Source organism: Bacillus sp. EB106-08-02-XG196 (assembly GCF_013396335.1).
GTDB lineage: Bacteria > Bacillota > Bacilli > Bacillales > Cytobacillaceae > Neobacillus.
On record NZ_JABWSY010000010.1, the window covers coordinates 24,645 to 43,420 of the forward strand.

An 18,776-nucleotide genomic window follows, 5' to 3' on the forward strand; every position below is an offset into this window, starting at 1 on the left:
AACAATTAAAGGGGTAAAACATATGCAAATTAATAAATTACGCGGGAAAGAGCTTGATCAGTTATTCCAAGCCGTTCTTTCCTTGAAGGATCTTGAAGAGTGCTATGCCTTTTTTGATGACTTATGCACCATTAATGAAATTCAATCATTAGCACAACGTTTAGATGTTGCGAGAATGCTTCGCGAGGGAAACACCTATCATAAAATTGAGACAGAAACTGGTGCAAGCACGGCAACAATCTCACGAGTAAAACGCTGCTTGAATTTTGGAAATGATACCTATGAAATGGTATTAGAGCGAATTAAAACAGAACAAACAACTGAAGAAAAATAAAAAAAGCCGAAGACATAGCTCTTCGGTTTTTCCTTTTTGGGTAACATTTCAATTAGTGTTTTCTTTTTTTATCGAATGTGCTAATGCTATAATAGTTTAATGTAGGATGAATGGGAGGATCTTGGATGTATGATTTTCGCGAGTGGCGCCATGTGTTTAAACTCGATCCAAATAAAGAGATAGCGGATGATAAGTTAGAAAAAATATGCGAATCCGGAACAGATGGTGTTATGGTTGGAGGAACAGATGGGGTAACCCTGGAAAAGGTTCTTGACCTTATGGCTCGAATTCGCCGCTATACTGTTCCTTGTGTCCTCGAAGTTTCAAGTATTGATATCGTTACCCCTGGCTTTGACCTTTATTTTATTCCGACAATTTTAAATAGCAATGATCCAAAGTGGATAACCGGACTTCACCATCGGGCAGTAAAAGAATTTGGTGAAATTATGGATTGGGAAGAGATTGTCATGGAAGGCTACTGCATATTGAATGAAGAATGCAAGGCAGCTAAACTGACATCTGCACTTGCAGATGCTACAGCCGAAGAAGTAAAGGCGTACGCGATAATGGCTGAGAAGATGTTCCATTTACCAATCTTTTATCTTGAATATAGTGGTAAATATGGAGACCCTCAATTAGTTTCAGAAGTGAAAAAGGTACTTGAGAAAACAGTTCTGTTCTATGGCGGGGGAATTTCATCAGTTGAACAAGCAGTTGAAATGGCCGAGCATGCAGATGTCATTGTGGTTGGAAATGCCATTTATGATCATTTTGAACAAGCGTTAGCAACAGTAAAAAGTGTACGATGAAAATTTGCTTAATTGGAGATAAAGAGTTAAAATAAGAACAAACGTTTGGTTTGGTGGTGAAGGAATGCAATATTTAACAGACAAGCTTTTAAATGGGTTAAACCCAGAGCAGCAAAGTGCAGTAAAAGCAACGGACGGTCCGCTTTTACTAATGGCAGGTGCAGGTAGTGGAAAAACGAGAGTACTAACACATCGTATAGCCTATTTAATTGTTGAGAAACGTGTAAATCCTTATAACATTTTAGCGATTACCTTTACAAATAAGGCAGCTCGCGAAATGAGAGAGCGTATCAGGAATATGATGGGCGGTACAGCCGAAGATATTTGGATTTCTACTTTCCACTCGATGTGTGTAAGAATACTGCGCAGGGACATTGACAGAATGGGCTTTAGCCGGAACTTTACGATTTTAGACACTGGTGATCAGCAATCAGTGGTTAAAGGAATTCTTAAGGATAAAAACCTTGATCCGAAAAAAAATGACCCGCGGGCAATTCTGGGGGCTATCAGTTCAGCGAAAAATGAATTGATTGGTCCTGAGGAGTATGAAAAAACAGCTGGTGGTTATTTTGAACAAACGGTCAGTGATGTTTACAAAGAATATCAGAAACGGTTACGGAAAAATCAGGCTCTCGATTTTGATGACTTGATTATGATGACGATTCAGCTGTTTCAGCGTGTACCTGAAGTACTTGAATATTATCAACGGAAATTTCAGTATATTCATGTGGACGAGTACCAGGATACAAACCGAGCACAGTATATGCTGGTTAAATTTCTCGCCAATCGTTTTAAGAATCTATGCGTTGTCGGGGATTCTGATCAGTCGATTTATCGCTGGCGGGGTGCAGACATTGCCAATATCCTCTCATTTGAGAAGGATTATCCGAATGCTGCGGTCATTCTCTTAGAGCAAAACTATCGTTCTACAAAGAGAATTCTACTAGCTGCAAATAAAGTGATCGAAAATAATGCAACTCGTAAAGCAAAGAACCTTTGGACAGAAAACCCAGAGGGAAACAAACTGGTTTACTATCGTGCAGATAGTGAGCAAGGTGAAGCACAGTTTGTTGTGGGTAAAATTAAAGAATTAACAAAGGGCGGCAAGTACAAGAATTCTGACGTTGCCATCCTTTACCGGACGAACGCTCAATCCCGTGTAATGGAGGAAGTGCTGTTAAAGTCCAATATTGAATATAGCATTGTCGGCGGAACGAAGTTCTATGACAGAAAAGAAATCAAGGACATGCTTGCCTATTTGAGACTTATTTCTAATCCTGATGATGACATCAGCTTACAGCGTATTATTAACGTGCCAAAACGCGGTATTGGGTCTAGCTCAGTAGATAAAATGGCTGATTTTGCTGCCATGCATGATATTTCTATTTTTCAGGCACTCGACTCCGTTGAGTTACTAGGATTAAGTCCCAAGATTACGAAGGGTGCTAGAGAATTTAGAGATTTAATTAAAAACTATACTCAAATGCAAGAGTTTCTATCTGTAACAGAACTGGTAGAGGATATTTTAGATAAGTCAGGTTACCGTGAAATGCTGAAGGCAGAGAAATCAATCGAAGCCCAAAGCAGACTTGAGAACTTAGATGAATTATTATCTGTTACGAAGAACTTTGAAGATGCGAGTGAAGATAAGAGTTTAGTTGCCTTCTTAACGGATTTAGCATTAGTTGCCGATATTGATTCGTTAGATGATGACGGTGAAAAAACAGATTCCATTACTCTTATGACCTTGCACTCTGCAAAAGGGCTGGAATTTCCAGTCGTCTTTTTAATTGGATTGGAAGAAGGAGTTTTCCCTCATAGTCGATCATTAATGGAAGAAGCAGAAATGGAAGAAGAGCGGCGCTTGGCATACGTAGGTATTACTCGGGCAGAGCAATCTCTTTTCATCACCAATGCTCAGATGAGAACGTTGTATGGGCGTACAAGCATGAATCCTGCATCCCGGTTTATCAGTGAAATACCAGAAGACCTTTTAGAGGGTGTGGAAAAAGAAGAACGGATGAATACTCCTTTCGGCTCTAGAGGCACTTCTTTTGGAAGAAGCACTTCTGGATCGCCAGGGACTTCTTTTGGAAGCCGTACTTCTGGAACAACAGGAACCTCCTTTGGAACACCGGTACCTAGAAAACCAGTCATGAGACCTTTAGCTGCTTCAACTAGCGGGGATACTGTCGGCTGGAGGGTCGGCGATAAAGCTGAACATGGTAAATGGGGAATTGGAACAGTGGTAAGCGTTAAAGGAGAAGGCGAAGGAACAGAGCTGGATATTGCTTTCCCTAGCCCTACCGGCATCAAGCGCCTGCTAGCAAAGTTCGCTCCCATTACAAAAAAGATATAAATAAGTTTTAAAAAAAGAATTGCCCCTGTTATGGGGCTATTCTCGTATTATTTTACAATGAAAGGGCTGGATATATGGACCTTCAAACAGCGGAATTGAAAGTCAATGAACTAAAAAGCCTGTTAAATCAATATGGCTATGAATACTATGTTCTGGATAAACCTACAGTGCCCGATGCAGAGTACGATCGATTATTACAGGAGCTGCTAGAGATTGAGGCAAACTTTCCGGAATTAAAAACACCAGACTCACCATCTGTTCGTGTTGGGGGTAAGGTACTAGACTTATTTGAAAAAGTAGAGCACCGCACACCTATGCTAAGCTTAGGTAATGCTTTTAATGAACAGGATTTAAAGGACTTTGACCGCCGTATTCGCCAGGCGGTGGGAGATGATTTCACTTATGTTTGTGAATTAAAGATTGATGGTCTTGCTGTTTCCTTACGTTATGAAAATGGTTTGTTTACCCAAGGAGCAACTAGAGGGGACGGCACTATTGGCGAGGATATTACGGCAAACTTAAAGACAATCAAATCGATTCCCCTCCGTTTGCGGGAAAGTGCAACATTAGAGGTTCGAGGCGAGGCTTACATGCCGAAGAGCTCTTTTGAAGCATTAAATAAAGCAAAGGCTGAACGCGGGGAAGAATTAGCAGCAAACCCACGTAATGCGGCAGCGGGGTCGCTAAGGCAGCTTGATCCAAAAATTGCGGCTTCACGGAACCTTGATGTGTTTTTATATGGAATAGGCGGAGGCAATGAGGTAGACGCTGCTTCACATAGTGAAGGACTCGATTATTTAGATCACCTTGGCTTTAAGACAAATAAAGAGCGACGAAAGTGTCCATCAATTAACGAGGTCATTGAATATGTAAATAGCTGGGTTGATAAACGCCCAAATTTACCCTATGAAATAGATGGAATTGTTATTAAGGTAGATTCCTATGAACATCAAAGCAAGCTTGGAACTACGGCGAAAAGCCCACGCTGGGCAATTGCCTATAAATTCCCTGCCGAAGAAGTCGTTACAACTCTTTTGGATATTGAATTAAGTGTTGGGAGGACAGGTGTTGTCACGCCAACTGCCATTTTAAAGCCGGTTAAGGTAGCTGGCACTACGGTTCAGCGTGCATCCTTGCATAATGAGGACTTAATTCGAGAAAAAGATATAAAGATTGGCGATCAGGTGGTTGTAAAGAAAGCTGGAGATATTATTCCTGAAGTCGTTAATGTCCTTCTCGATCAACGAACTGGGGATGAACGTGATTTCCAAATGCCAACGCATTGTCCAGAATGCGAAAGCGAGCTTGTCCGTTTTGAAGGTGAGGTTGCATTACGCTGTATTAATCCGAAGTGTCCGGCGCAAATTCGTGAAGGACTTATTCATTTTGTATCACGGGATGCAATGAACATTGATGGCCTTGGTGAAAAAGTTATCAGTCAGCTTTTTTCAGAAAAATTAATCTCGGATGTTGCCGATATTTATAAACTAACCTATGATCAGCTGATAGCCTTAGAAAGAATGGGCGAAAAGTCAGTTACGAATCTGTTAAAAGCGATTGAAGCATCGAAGGCTAATTCATTAGAAAAGCTTTTATTTGGCCTGGGTATTCGCCATGTTGGTGCGAAAGCAGCTAAAACACTTGCACAAAGCTTTGATACTATGGACAAACTAGCATCTGCAACAAAAGAAGACTTGATTGGAATCAATGAAATCGGCGATAAAATGGCAGATTCGATTGTTGCCTTTTTTGAACAAGCAGAAGCGGAAGCTCTGCTAAAGGAATTAACAGAGGCCGGAGTAAACATGCTATACAAAGGAGCAAAACCAGTTTCAGTTGAAGAATCAGATAGTATTTTTGCTGGAAAAACGGTCGTTCTGACAGGTAAATTGGAACAGCTCTCTAGGAATGAAGCGAAAGAGAAGATTGAGGCTCTTGGAGGAAATGTTTCAGGAAGTGTCAGCAAGAAAACACACCTTGTTATCGCAGGTGAGGATGCGGGTTCAAAGCTTACGAAGGCCGAGGAGCTGGGAATTGAAGTTTGGGACGAGGAGAAGCTTTTGGTAGAATTAAATAAATAAGAGGTGTATCGATGTGAGAAAACTCTCATTGCTCGCTCTTTCTTTTGTCATTCTGCTCAGTGGATGTGCACCAAACTTTCAAAAACAGGAGAATGTTGTGCAAACAAAAGAAGAGGCGGAAGAGAAAGCAATTATTCCGAAATATAATATTTCCGATAATTATTATCGGACGATTTTACCGTTCGAGCCTGGGGAAGCACGCGGATTAATCGTTGGGAATATTAATACTAGATATGACATTAATGAATTTGAAACAGGTTTGATGAGGATTGCGCAGCATCAATTTGACCCTAAAACCTATTTATTCCGTGAAGGACAGGAGTTAAAGCGTAATACCGTAAGACTATGGTTAAATCGTAAATTTACAGAAGCGCAATTGAAGGAAGAGGGTTTAAAAGCAGATGAAAATATCGGCTTAAACCCGCTTATGGAAGACAGCGCAGATTTTCAGGAAGGAAATAGTAATAGTCCTATCTACTTAGCCCACATCTTAGAGCATGATTACCTAATCAAAGGAGAAAATGAAACAGTCAAATTGGGTGGTGTCGTTATTGGACTGGCACTAAATTCCGTCCATTATTATCGTACTGCAGTAGGTGAACCTTACTTTGAGAGGGAAATTGAATTTGCCGAAATGGAACGGGAAGGGAAAAAGATTGCGGAAGAAGTCCTTAAACGTCTCCGGGCAACGAAAAATCTAAAGGATGTTCCGATTACCATTGCTCTATTTGAACAGCAAAGCCGATCATCTGTAGTCCCTGGCACCTTTTTCACCTATGCCAATGTTGATAAGGGAAGCTCAACGATAAATGCTTGGGAGCCTGTTTCTGAAAAGTATTTCCTATTTCCATCAACCGAAGCTCAAGAGGCACACCGCGATGATGTAACAGCCTTTTTAAACTTTAAGCAGGATGTTGAGGAATATTTTCCAAACTTTAACGGGGTCATTGGCCGGGCCTTTTATATTGGAGATCAATTTACTGATTTAGATATTACGATTCCGATTCAGTTCTACGGGAAATCCGAGGCCATTGGGTTTACTCAATATGTAACCGGTCTTGTCCTCGAGCATTTTCCAGATTATATATCCGTTTCGGTAAGTGTTACTTCGGTTGACGGACCAGAAGCATTAATTGTCCGCAAGGCAAACGAAGCTGAACCATTTGTGCATATTTACTAGCCTGACTTCTTGGTCAGGTCTTTTTTTACCAAAATTTGCCCTCTAAGGCTACCCATTGATAGCTACAAAAGAAACATGTTAGAATGTACAAGGATGTAATGTTTTTACTACATAGGAGGTTTTAGACATGGTACAACCTTATAAGCATGAACCATTCACAGATTTTACAAATGAAGAAAACCGACAAAACTATTTAAACGGCTTAAAGACAGTTGAAAGTTACTTAGGCAAAGATTACCCACTTGTAATTGGCGGGGAAAGAATAACAACTGAAGATAAAATCGTTTCTTATAATCCATCTAATCACAAAGAAGTAATTGGCAGTGTATCCAAAGCCAGCAGGGATCTTGCGGAACAAGCTATGCAGGCAGCGGTTGAAGCATTCAAAACATGGAAAAAAGTGAAAGCTGAAGTACGTGCGGATGTATTATTCAAAGCTGCGACTATCATTCGCCGCCGTAAGCATGAGTTCTCAGCCCTTTTAACAAAAGAAGCAGGTAAACCATGGAGAGAAGCGGATGCAGATACAGCGGAAGCGATTGACTTCCTTGAATATTATGGCCGCCAAATGCTGGCACTTAAAGATGGCGTTCCAGTAAATAGCCGTCCAAACGAATTTAACCGTTATAACTACATTCCACTAGGCGTTGGTATTATCATTTCACCTTGGAATTTCCCATTAGCGATTATGGCTGGTACAACAGTCGCAGCGATCGTTGCTGGTAACACGGTTCTTTTGAAACCGGCTTCTACGACTCCTGTTGTTGCAGCAAAATTCGTTGAAGTAATGGAAGAAGCAGGTCTTCCTAAAGGCGTATTAAACTTTGTACCAGGAAGCGGTGCAGAAGTTGGGGACTACTTAGTAGACCATAAAGATACTCGTTTCATCAGCTTCACCGGTTCACGTGATGTTGGACTTCGTATTTTCGAACGTTCTTCTAAAGTAAACCCAGGTCAAGTTTGGATGAAGCGTTTGATCGCTGAAATGGGCGGTAAAGATACGATTGTAGTTGACTCAGAGGCAGACCTTGAGCTTGCTGCACAATCAATCGTTGCAGGAGCATTTGGTTTCTCAGGCCAAAAATGTTCAGCATGCTCTCGTGCGGTTATCGTTGAGGATGTTTATGATACCGTATTGAATCGTGTGGTTGAATTAACGAAAGAATTAACAGTAGGTGACCCAACTGAGCAAGGAACATTCATGGGTCCTGTTAACGACAATAACGCGTTTAAGAAAATCATGGAATATGTAGAAATCGGCAAGCAAGAAGGTAAGGTATTGACTGGCGGCGAAGGAGACAATTCAAAAGGCTACTTCATTCAACCAACAGTGGTTGCAGACCTAGCTCCAGATGCACGAATCATGCAGGAAGAAATCTTTGGCCCAGTGGTTGGTTTCACAAAAGCGAAGGATTTCACGGAAGCAATTGAAATTGCGAACAACACAGAGTATGGCTTAACGGGTGCTGTTATTACAACTAACCGTGAACACCTTGAGCAGGCTCGTGAAGACTTCCATGTTGGTAACCTATACTTCAACCGTTCATGTACAGGCGCGATTGTTGGTTATCAGCCATTCGGCGGCTTCAACATGTCTGGAACGGACTCCAAAGCAGGCGGACCTGACTACTTGTTGCTTCATATGCAAGCTAAAACAACATCTGAGATGTATTAATACCCAATTTTTTAAGCCCAACTCATATGAGTTGGGCTTTTTAATTCATTGATTTATGGTAAATAATGTCTAATAGTCCATAACCCCTTGAAAATAGTCCAAAACTATTAAATAAAAGTCCAAAACTCCATCAAAATAGTCCAAACCTTCCTTCCGCCCCTACAATTCCGTACTGATATTTGACAATAATGTGAAATGATTCACAAACTAACGGTGAATTGTGAAGTACGTCACAATCAATCAGCCCCCTCAACATTTACAATGTTTTTATAGAGAAAAACATCATTAACGTAAATTCATAGATAAACCACTATAAAGGAGCGAATCCAATATGAAAAAACTAGTGATGATCGGAAACGGGATGGCGGGAGTTAGAACAATAGAGGAAATTCTTAAACTTTCACCAGAGCAATTTGAAATTACTATATTTGGACAAGAGCCACACCCAAACTATAATCGCATAAAATTATCAAATATTCTTCAAGGAGATACGAGCTTTGAAGATATCATAATAAATTCATTAGACTGGTATAAAGAAAATAATATTCAGTTATTTACTGGTGAAACTGCAACCAAGATTGATACACAAAAAAAGCTTGTACTATCCGACCAAGGCCGTGAAGTAGTGTACGATGAACTCATTTTTGCCACAGGTTCCAATTCTTTTATCCTGCCAATTCCGGGTGCGGACAAATTAGGCGTTACCGGGTTTCGTGATATAAAAGATTGTGAAATGATGATCAAGTCAGCTAAAAACTATAAAAAAGCAGTGGTAATCGGCGGCGGACTACTTGGTCTTGAAGCAGCAAGAGGATTACTGAACCTTGGAATGAAGGTCGATGTTGTACACCTTATGCCAAGTTTAATGGAGCGTCAATTGGATCCAATTGCTTCCTCGTTACTAAAAGCTGAGCTTGAATCACAGGGTATGAAATTCTTAATGGAAAAGGAAACCGTTGAAATTATCGGCGATGAGCGCGTTGCTGGTCTGCGTTTTAGAGATGGTTCCCTCGTTCCAGCGGACCTTGTTGTGATGGCAATCGGAATAAAGCCGAATACCAGTGTTGCGAAAGACAGCGGAATTTATGTAAATCGTGGAATTGTTGTTAATGACTTTATGGAAACAAGTGCACCGAATGTCTATGCTGTGGGCGAATGTGCCGAGCATAGGGAAATTGTCTACGGTTTGGTTGCGCCATTATACGAGCAAGGTAAAATTCTGGCGGAAAGAATCTGTGGGAAAGAAGCAGCGCCATATGAAGGCTCAGTAACAGGAACTCAACTAAAAGTGGCTGGGGTGGACCTTTACTCAGCAGGTGAAATTTTTGAAGATGGTACCACTAAATCGATTATGGTCTACAACGAATACGAAGGAATCTATAAAAGGGTATTAGTCCGCAATAATAGAATTGTTGGGATTGTACTATATGGTGATACAAAAGATAGTACAAGATTGTTCCGAATGCTGACCAAAAAAGAGGATATCACTGGGGTGTCCATTTTTGAATCACAATGTTCAGCCGAAGTCGGAAGCGGCGACATTGCTTCGATGCCAAATGATGAATTGGTATGCGGATGTAACGGTGTTACGAAAGGTGCAATCGTTGAGGCAATCAAAACACAAGGTCTTACCACTCTCGATCAAGTAAGTCATTGTACAAATGCCGGACGTTCTTGCGGTCGCTGTAAGCCGATGGTGAATGACATTTTAGCCTATACACTTGGTGACCAATTCGATGCAGCTGCGGCGCAAAAAACAAGCATTTGTGGTTGTACAACCATCAGCCGTGAAGAATTGATTGCTGAAATTAAAGAAAAAGGCTTAACAAGCGTTAAAGAAGTCATGAACGTTCTAGAATGGAATAACGAAGAAGGATGTACGAAATGTCGTCCGGCTATCAACTACTACCTAGGAATGATTCATATGGACGAATACAAGGATGACCGTGACTCACGCCTTGTAAACGAGAAAATGCATGCGAATATTCAGAAGGACGGAACATACTCAGTCGTACCAAGAATGTATGGTGGTGTGACAAGTGCGGCTGATTTGAAAAAAATTGCCGAAGTTGCTGAAAAGTATGAGGTACCATTAGTAAAATTAACCGGAGGGCAGCGGATTGGCTTGTTCGGAGTGAAAAAAGAAGACCTGCCAAGCATGTGGGAAGAGCTTGATATGCCATCAGGTTATGCATATGGGAAAACACTGCGTACGGTTAAAACATGCGTAGGAGCTCAATTCTGCCGCTATGGCACACAGGATTCAATGACACTTGGGATTGAGCTCGAGAAGAAATTTGAACGTCTTGATACCCCGCATAAAGTAAAAATGGGTGTGTCTGCATGTCCAAGAAACTGCTCAGAGGCTGGAATTAAAGACATTGGCTTTGTTGGAATTGATGGAGGCTGGGAAATTTATGTGGCTGGTAACGGCGGTGTCGATCTTCGTGCGGGTGACCTATTAGCTACGGTAAAAACAGAAGCGGAGGTCATGGAAATGACCGGTGCCTACCTTCAATATTACCGAGAAAAAGCGAATTACTTGGAGCGTACTTCAAAGTGGGTAGAACGTATTGGCCTAGAGCATGTCAAAGAGGTCCTTGCTAACGAAGAAACGAGAAAAGCATTAAATGAGCGTATGGATCAAACATTGAAAAAGTACATTGAACCTTGGAATGAAGCAATCGAAAGTGAAAATATTAAAGATAAATATTATGCCGTACACACTGTCAAGGCAGGGGAGTGATTATAAATGATTTTAACAAAAACTCGGACTCTAGTTGCTAGTTATTCTGACCTCCCAGTAAGGGCAGGATATTCTGTGAAAATACATGATAATGATGTGGCGTTATTTAAGGTTACAAACGGTAAGGTATTTGCGATTGAAAACCGAAGTCCGCATCCAAAAGGCGGTGTTTTAATCGAAGGTTTAGTGAGCGGTGAGTTTGTTTTCTGCCCAGTTTATGATTGGAAAATCTCATTAGCGGACGGAAAAGTTCAAGCCCCAGATGAAGGCCAGGTAAAGACCTATCAGGTGGAAGTAGAAGGAGATAACGTTTATATTATAATATAAGAGCTTTTTATAAAGCGTTTGGAAGGATGGCTGCAGGATGAAAACAGGAAGAGTATTTCTAGTAGGAGCAGGGCCGGGGGATGTTCGCTTAATCACGGTAAAGGGAATGGAGGCAATCCAGCAGGCTGAAGTTATTTTATATGACCGGCTTGCCAATCCAAAGTTATTGGAGTTTGCTCCTGATGATTGCGAGTTGATTTATTGCGGCAAATTACCTGACCGCCATATTTTACGCCAAGAGAATATCAACGACCTTTTAGTTGAAAAGGCACTGGAAGGTAAAGTGGTCGTCCGATTAAAGGGCGGAGATCCTGGGGTATTTGGACGAGTTGGCGAAGAAGCCGCAGCCCTTGCCCGCTATCAAATTCCATTTGAAATTGTTCCTGGCATTTCATCGGGGATTGCAGCCCCCCTTTATGCAGGAATTCCTGTTACCCATCGTGAGTATGCAGAATCGTTTGCAGTCGTAACGGCGCATGATAAATCAGTCGATGGCAAGCCGATGCTTGATTGGGAAGGCCTTGTCCGCGGCGTTGACACAATTGCTTTTTACATGGGTGTTGGAAATCTGCCTTATATCTGTGAAAATCTTATCGCGCATGGCAAACCAGCTGCCACGCCAGTCATTTTAATTCAGTGGGGAACATTCGGGCGCCAGAAGACCCTACAAGGCACTCTAACAGATATTGCAGCAAAGGTACTACAGGCTAAGTTTAGCAACCCGTCCATTATTCTTGTTGGAGATGTCATTTTCCTCCGTGAAAAAATCAGCTGGTTTGAAAAAATGCCCTTGTACGGCCGTCAAATAGTACTTGCCCGTACAGGAGGAAGTGTTAGTGGCATTGCGAAGGAATTGATGGAAAAGGGCGCAGATGTTATCGAGTTCCCAAGATGGAAAAAGACTATATTGCCTGTTGAATTAGGGAATATTACGGACTACGATAAAGTTTTGTTCTCATCTCCTGAAAGCGTCGGTGAATTTTTTAATGCAGTTATCGAAAAAGGGATAGATATTCGGAGAATACCTGCTGATTTCTATGGATGCTCCAGCAAATCTATTAACGCATTAAGAGAGCGTGGTTTTCTTGGTAGACTCATCGAAGACATGCCAAAGGAAGGAAGCTTGCTGGTTGTCGGAGAGAATAATAAATATGATTTTGAAAATGCCGACTTCATAGTTACGAGTAAAAAATCGTTAGACCGGCAGTTTCTGCCTATTTTTCAACGAATGCTAGAGGAAGCTGATATAAATACGATGGTATTTCCAAGCGCGGCATCTGTTGAGGTATTTATTGAAGGCCTGATGGAATGCGGTATAGACGTGTTTGACCTTTTAAAAAGTGTACAAGTGGTATGTTTGGGACAGCAGACAAAAGAAGCGGTTGAACGTGCGGGCTTAGTGTTAGATGGAATGCCTGATTCCCCAACAAGAAAAGCTTTGGTGGAATACTTAATCAGCCTGGAAATGCCTGAGGAAAGGTAGGGTGTTTACTTGAATTCGAACTATCCGATTATGTTAAAGCTCGAGGGGAAAAAAGTAGTGGTTATAGGCGGCGGCAGGGTTGCAGAGCGGAAAGTAACCGGACTGCTTGGTACGGGCCCGCGTATCACCGTGATTAGTCCTCAAGCTACAGATAAACTAAAAGGCCTTGCTAGTGGTGGATTGATAGAGTGGCTCGAAAAGCCCTTTTCAAAAGAAGACATTGAAGGTGCGTTTTTAACTTTTGCTGCTACGAATGACAATGAGTTAAATCAGTCTATTAAAATGGCAGCGGGCAACCAACAGCTGGTGACCATTGCCGATGACCCAGATGGATCCGATTTTCATGTTCCCTCACAGATTCAACGAGGACGATTGAGCATTGCTGTATCAACAGGCGGTGCTAGTCCAACACTGGCAAGGAAAATTAGGGAACAGCTAGAACACCAATTTGATGAACAGTATGAAGAGTATCTAGAATTCCTATTTACTGCCAGGCAGCGAATATTAAAAGAAGTGAAAGACCCCTCTAGAAAAGGAAAAATATTAACAGCAATCGTAAATGAGGAGTTCTTGAAAAGTCCAAATCGCGAAGCTGATTTTGCAAGGCTTTTGCAAAACATAGAAAATGACGTGTGAATTCGCACGTCATTTCTTTTTATAAATTAATAGGGTTGTTATCGTACTCCTCTAATTGTTCCTGTAAATTCATAATGTAATTCATCATCGCAACTCTCACTATCGAAGGGTAATATCGACTATTAAGCTCTTGTTCACATTCCTCTAAGTCCATCCTTTTAACAGCAATAATTTTATTTAATTCATCCACGCTCATTGCTATTTCCCCCTACTATCAAAACCTTCATGTTTCTCCACTCTCCTAATCTATTTTTATAGTAGTAAGCATAGACAACTTTTTCATAGTTTATACACGTTTTTTTTTGTATAAAAAGGCTGCAAACGGGTTAAAAAGAATGGTAAAAAGTAAACGGGGTTGAAATGATGAATGAGAAAATATTTCATAGCTATCAAATTTTAGATCAATTACGTTTGCCGCATGGATTGTATTTGGCCTCTTCGTCAAAGGACTATCATTATGTTTGGTTACGAGATTCTTTCTATATGTCCTTACCTTATTTAGAAAAAAACAATCAAATTTATGAAATGACCTACCACCGGATATTGGACTTATTTAGAGAATACGAATGGAAATTGGATATTCATACCGTTCAAAGGCCAAGAGAGCAATGGGAGTACATTCACGCTCGATACTCTGCTTCTGAAGTAAGGGAAATAGATACACCTTGGGGACATGCTCAGCATGACGCTATAGGAGCCATCCTTTGGGGGATTGGGATGGGCCAAAAGAAAGGTAAAAACATCCTAAGAGATGAAAAGGATCACGAGATTGTACAAAAGCTGGTTGGTTATTTAGGCTGTGTACAGTACTGGGAAGACGCAGATAATGGTATGTGGGAAGAATGGAGGGAAATCCATTCAAGTTCTGTTGGGGCGTGTGTAGCAGGCTTACAGGCTGTAAAAGATTTAGTATTTGTGCCAGGAGAATGGATTACGAAGGGCAGGCAGACCCTGGCTAATCTTTATCCACATGAAAGCAGTGACCGTCCATTTGATTTAGCACAATTGAGTTTAATCTTCCCATATGGGGTTTTAATGGGGGAGGAAGCGAGCGTGGTAGTTGACCAAATTGAATCAAACTTATTGCGTGAACGCGGGGTTATCCGCTACAAGGGTGATTCCTATTATTCCACAGTTGAACATGAAGGAAGGCATCACGATTTTCCGTTTTATTATGGTACGGAGGCAGAATGGACATTTGGGCTGCCGTGGCTGGCGCTTTGCCATTTAGAGTTAGGCAATGTTGAAAAAGCAAATCATTATATAAAACGAACAGAAAAGGTAATGCTCAGTGACGGGAGCTTGCCAGAACTGTATTTTGCAAGAACAGATAGCTATAATTCCAATACACCGCTAGGATGGGGAAGTGCCATGTATATCCTAGCAAAAGAGCGTTATGAACATATTTTATAAGTGGAGGGCTGCCCGAGAATGTCGGCAGCCCTTTTGGGTTAGTTCAGCATTTATTCCAAAGGAGAGGTTTTTGCTGAATTTTGTGCTTGAGTAACAGCCGATAATGCGGAAGATATTTCGTTGGAAGCCTGTTTCATTGCTTCCTGTGCTAGGGTTGGATCAGAATTTGCTTTTTCAATTGCTTGACTCAGCAGGGTTTGTGTCAGTGTAACATTAGCTTTCGCTTGATTTAATTGATTGACATCGATTTGTGGCATAACTTCTATTCCCCCTTAAAATTTAATTTTGAATCACCTCTATATAATGACCTTCCATCTGCTAAATATTATTGGAAAAATTCACCTTTCAACTGAACGAATCAGATTGAAAATAATACTTAAGGAAACTTCAACAGGGAATTTATACCTATTTTTGAAAATTTTCTGAAAAAATAGTTCCATTTTGAAAATCATTGTTATATAATACAACACATGGATATACACTGTATTATAACAAAGAGGTGAATACGTTCATGTCGACGCAAACAACAGGAATTGAAGTAGTTGGTGCTAAGAAAGCGCGATACGATGAGGTTTTAACACCAGAAGCGCTGAAATTTATTGAGGAACTCGAGCAAAGCTTTGGGGCAAGGCGAACTGAACTGTTGCAGTACAGGCAAAAACGCCAAGAGGAATTGAATCACGGAAATCTTCCGGATTTCCTTCCTGAAACAAAGCAAATTCGTAATGGGGACTGGACAATTGCTCCATTGCCAAAAGACCTCCTGGATCGCCGGGTAGAGATTACTGGGCCGGCGAATAGAAAAATGGTCATCAACGCACTAAATTCGGGTGCAAAGGTTTTTATGGCAGACTGTGAAGATGCTACTTCACCAACCTGGGAAAATATCGTCGAGGGACAAATCAACCTAAGAGACGCAGTAAATCGGACGATTTCTTATGAAAATCAAAATGGAAAAAGATATGTGCTGAATGAGGAAACAGCGGTTTTATTTGTAAGACCACGTGGACTTCATTTTGAAGAGAAACATGTGCTGCTTAATGGCAAGCCTATTTCTGGAAGCTTTTTCGATTTTGGAATGTACTTTTTCCATAATGTAAAAAACTTGCTGGCCGGGCGAACAGGTCCTTATTTTTACCTGCCGAAGCTAGAAAGCCATTTAGAAGCGCGGCTTTGGAATGATGTCTTTATTTTTGCGCAGAAAAAACTTGGGATACCACAAGGAACGATTAAAGCAACAGTCTTAATTGAGACCATTATGGCAGCATTTGAAATGAATGAAATTCTATTTGAATTAAAGGAACACTCAGCAGGCTTAAACTGCGGCAGATGGGATTATATTTTTAGCTATTTGAAGAAACTGCGTAACCATGAAAATATCATTCTGCCGGATCGATCCCAGGTAACGATGACGGTACCATTTATGCGTTCCTATTCATTGCTTACCATTCAAACTTGTCACCGACGGAAAGCACCTGCAATTGGCGGGATGGCGGCACAAATACCGATTCGCGACAATCAGCAGGCTAACGACGAAGCATTCGCAAAGGTCCGTGCTGATAAGGAACGGGAAGCATACGATGGTCATGATGGTACATGGGTCGCACACCCGGGTCTGGTACCGGTAGCTCTAGAAGTATTCAATCGAGAAATGCCGCTGGCTAACCAGATTCATACAAATAAACAACAAAAAATTACGATAACAGCCAGTGATTTACTCGAGACACCAAACGGTAAAATTACCGAAGAAGGTGTGCGCGTAAATATCAATGTAGGAATTCAATATATTGCTTCATGGTTATCTGGAAGAGGAGCAGCACCCATTCATAACTTAATGGAGGATGCGGCAACTGCAGAAATCTCTCGGGCTCAAGTTTGGCAGTGGATCCGCCACCCAAAAGGTGTACTCACGGATGGGAGAAAAATAACTGCCGATCTGTATGAGCAATTTAAATCTGAGGAATTAGAGAAAATACAGGCTGAAATTGGATGCCGTGCATATGAGAATGGCCGATTCACTGAAGCGGTTGAGCTATTTGACAGCTTGATCCTAAATGATGAGTTTGTAGAGTTTTTAACATTACCTGGGTATAAGCTTTTATAAAAAAATAATAGATTAATAGGAGGAATTTAAAATGACAAATTCAAGAGCGAAGGAATTACAAGAAAGCTGGGAGTTAGATAAACGTTGGAATGGAATTACTAGACCGTATACAGCTGAGGATGTTATTAAGCTTCGTGGTTCTATTGATATCGAGCATACATTGGCTAGACGTGGTGCAGAAAAGCTTTGGCAGCAAATGAATGAAGAAAGTTACGTTAATGCACTAGGGGCGTTAACTGGGAATCAAGCGGTACAGCAGGTAAAAGCAGGGTTGAAGGCAATTTACCTAAGTGGCTGGCAGGTTGCAGCGGATGCCAACCTTTCTGGAAATATGTATCCGGACCAAAGCTTGTATCCAGCAAACAGCGTACCGAATGTGGTAAAGCGAATTAACCAAGCACTTCAGCGTGCCGATCAAATTACCCATTCAGAAGGCGATGATTCTATCGATTGGTTTGTTCCAATTGTTGCTGACGCAGAAGCGGGCTTCGGCGGACAGTTAAACTGCTTTGAATTGATGAAGGGAATGATTGAAGCAGGAGCTGCAGGCGTTCACTTTGAAGATCAGCTTTCCTCTGAGAAAAAATGCGGTCACTTAGGGGGTAAAGTCTTACTTCCAACTCAAACAGCGGTTCGGAATTTAATCGCAGCTCGTTTGGCGGCAGATGTTATGGGTGTTCCAACTGTTTTGGTTGCCCGCACGGATGCAAATGCTGCTGATTTAATTACGAGTGATATTGATATGAACGACGCACCGTTTATTACTGGCGAGCGGACGGCAGAAGGCTTTTTCCGTACAAACGCAGGACTTGATCAGGCGATTGCCCGCGGCTTAGCCTATGCACCATATGCTGATTTAATTTGGTGTGAAACAGCTGAGCCAAACATTGAGGAAGCGAGACGTTTTGCAGAAGCGATTCATGAAAAGTTCCCTGGTAAAATGCTTGCCTACAACTGCTCACCATCCTTTAACTGGAAGAAGAAACTCGATCAAGAAACGATTGCAAAATTCCAGCAAGAGCTTGGAAAAATGGGCTACAAGTTCCAATTTGTAACTCTTGCAGGCTTCCATGCCTTGAACCACAGCATGTTTGAATTAGCTCGAGGCTACAAAGAGCGCGGAATGGCTGCATACTCCGAATTGCAGCAGGCTGAGTTCGACAGCGAGCAATACGGTTACACAGCAACAAGACACCAGCGTGAAGTAGGAACAGGCTACTTTGACCAAGTTTCCATGGTCATCACGGGTGGAACATCCTCTACGACCGCGTTAAAAGGGTCAACTGAGGAAGAGCAATTTACAAAATAATCTTACGGCAAATCCCCCTTCTCCGTAATGGAGAGGGGGATTTTTGGCTTGGCAGGAGGAAATACTTGCGGATGGCGAGAAACACTGGCGGATGGCAAGAAATACTGGCGGATAGCGAGAAATACTGGCGGATGGCAAGAAATACTGGCGGATGGCGAGAAACACTGGCGGATGGCGAGAAACACTGGCGGATGGCAAGAAACACTGGCGGATAGCCAGGAACACTGGCGGATAGCCAGAAACACTGGCGGATAGCCAGAAACACTGGCGGATAGCCAGAAACACTGGCGGATAGCCAGAAACACTGGCGGATAGCCAGA

Annotated in this window: 16 protein-coding genes; 14 read left to right on the forward strand and 2 right to left on the reverse strand. The window is 41.7% G+C overall.

Annotated elements, in window-relative coordinates; all coding sequences use genetic code 11:
* Window positions 1–22 precede the first annotated feature (22 nt).
* From MLOOGBEN_RS16265 to MLOOGBEN_RS16310, 10 genes are all read left to right on the forward strand, one after another.
* On the forward strand, window positions 23–334 hold the full coding sequence (locus MLOOGBEN_RS16265; RefSeq protein WP_179159322.1) for a YerC/YecD family TrpR-related protein: 312 nt from the start codon (window positions 23–25) through the stop codon (window positions 332–334).
* Between the two features lie 125 nt (window positions 335–459).
* A complete protein-coding gene (gene pcrB / locus MLOOGBEN_RS16270; RefSeq protein WP_179159323.1) occupies window positions 460–1,143 on the forward strand; it encodes a heptaprenylglyceryl phosphate synthase in 684 nt (227 codons plus the stop codon).
* Between the two features lie 64 nt (window positions 1,144–1,207).
* Window positions 1,208–3,502 (forward strand): DNA helicase PcrA, encoded by a 2,295-nt coding sequence (gene pcrA / locus MLOOGBEN_RS16275; RefSeq protein ID WP_179159324.1) that lies wholly within the window; start codon window positions 1,208–1,210, stop codon window positions 3,500–3,502.
* A 74-nt stretch (window positions 3,503–3,576) separates the two neighbouring features.
* Window positions 3,577–5,583: an NAD-dependent DNA ligase LigA gene (ligA, locus tag MLOOGBEN_RS16280; RefSeq protein WP_179159325.1), complete on the forward strand. Its 2,007-nt coding sequence runs from the start codon at window positions 3,577–3,579 to the stop codon at window positions 5,581–5,583.
* A gap of 13 nt (window positions 5,584–5,596) precedes the next feature.
* Window positions 5,597–6,763, forward strand: a complete 1,167-nt coding sequence (locus tag MLOOGBEN_RS16285; protein ID WP_179159326.1) for a CamS family sex pheromone protein — start codon at window positions 5,597–5,599, stop codon at window positions 6,761–6,763.
* Window positions 6,764–6,890: 127 nt separating this feature from the next.
* Window positions 6,891–8,438: an L-glutamate gamma-semialdehyde dehydrogenase gene (pruA, locus tag MLOOGBEN_RS16290; protein WP_179159327.1), complete on the forward strand. Its 1,548-nt coding sequence runs from the start codon at window positions 6,891–6,893 to the stop codon at window positions 8,436–8,438.
* Window positions 8,439–8,769: 331 nt separating this feature from the next.
* Window positions 8,770–11,184 (forward strand): nitrite reductase large subunit NirB, encoded by a 2,415-nt coding sequence (gene nirB / locus MLOOGBEN_RS16295; protein WP_179159328.1) that lies wholly within the window; start codon window positions 8,770–8,772, stop codon window positions 11,182–11,184.
* Window positions 11,185–11,190: 6 nt separating this feature from the next.
* Window positions 11,191–11,511, forward strand: coding sequence for a nitrite reductase small subunit NirD (gene nirD, locus MLOOGBEN_RS16300; RefSeq protein WP_179159329.1), 321 nt, complete (start codon window positions 11,191–11,193; stop codon window positions 11,509–11,511).
* 37 nt (window positions 11,512–11,548) lie between these two features.
* Window positions 11,549–12,994 carry a uroporphyrinogen-III C-methyltransferase gene (cobA, locus tag MLOOGBEN_RS16305; protein WP_179159330.1) on the forward strand — a complete coding sequence of 482 codons (1,446 nt, stop codon included), beginning with the start codon at window positions 11,549–11,551 and terminating at the stop codon, window positions 12,992–12,994.
* Between the two features lie 9 nt (window positions 12,995–13,003).
* Window positions 13,004–13,630: an NAD(P)-binding protein gene (locus MLOOGBEN_RS16310; RefSeq protein ID WP_179159331.1), complete on the forward strand. Its 627-nt coding sequence runs from the start codon at window positions 13,004–13,006 to the stop codon at window positions 13,628–13,630.
* Window positions 13,631–13,649: 19 nt separating this feature from the next.
* Here the strand turns inward: MLOOGBEN_RS16310 and MLOOGBEN_RS16315 are convergent, their stop codons facing one another.
* Window positions 13,650–13,826, reverse strand: a complete 177-nt coding sequence (locus MLOOGBEN_RS16315; RefSeq protein WP_179159332.1) for a hypothetical protein — start codon at window positions 13,824–13,826, stop codon at window positions 13,650–13,652.
* Between the two features lie 167 nt (window positions 13,827–13,993).
* On the opposite strand from MLOOGBEN_RS16315, the gene MLOOGBEN_RS16320 reads away from it, so the two are divergent.
* Window positions 13,994–15,043 carry a glycoside hydrolase family 15 protein gene (locus MLOOGBEN_RS16320; protein WP_179159333.1) on the forward strand — a complete coding sequence of 350 codons (1,050 nt, stop codon included), beginning with the start codon at window positions 13,994–13,996 and terminating at the stop codon, window positions 15,041–15,043.
* Between the two features lie 50 nt (window positions 15,044–15,093).
* Here the strand turns inward: MLOOGBEN_RS16320 and MLOOGBEN_RS16325 are convergent, their stop codons facing one another.
* Window positions 15,094–15,300 carry a hypothetical protein gene (locus MLOOGBEN_RS16325; protein WP_179159334.1) on the reverse strand — a complete coding sequence of 69 codons (207 nt, stop codon included), beginning with the start codon at window positions 15,298–15,300 and terminating at the stop codon, window positions 15,094–15,096.
* Window positions 15,301–15,554: 254 nt separating this feature from the next.
* On the opposite strand from MLOOGBEN_RS16325, the gene aceB reads away from it, so the two are divergent.
* From aceB to MLOOGBEN_RS16340, 3 genes are all read left to right on the forward strand, one after another.
* Window positions 15,555–17,147: a malate synthase A gene (aceB, locus tag MLOOGBEN_RS16330; protein ID WP_179159335.1), complete on the forward strand. Its 1,593-nt coding sequence runs from the start codon at window positions 15,555–15,557 to the stop codon at window positions 17,145–17,147.
* A 31-nt stretch (window positions 17,148–17,178) separates the two neighbouring features.
* Window positions 17,179–18,456, forward strand: a complete 1,278-nt coding sequence (aceA, locus tag MLOOGBEN_RS16335; RefSeq protein WP_179159336.1) for an isocitrate lyase — start codon at window positions 17,179–17,181, stop codon at window positions 18,454–18,456.
* A 71-nt stretch (window positions 18,457–18,527) separates the two neighbouring features.
* Window positions 18,528–18,671: a hypothetical protein gene (locus MLOOGBEN_RS16340; protein ID WP_179159337.1), complete on the forward strand. Its 144-nt coding sequence runs from the start codon at window positions 18,528–18,530 to the stop codon at window positions 18,669–18,671.
* Window positions 18,672–18,776: the final 105 nt, after the last annotated feature.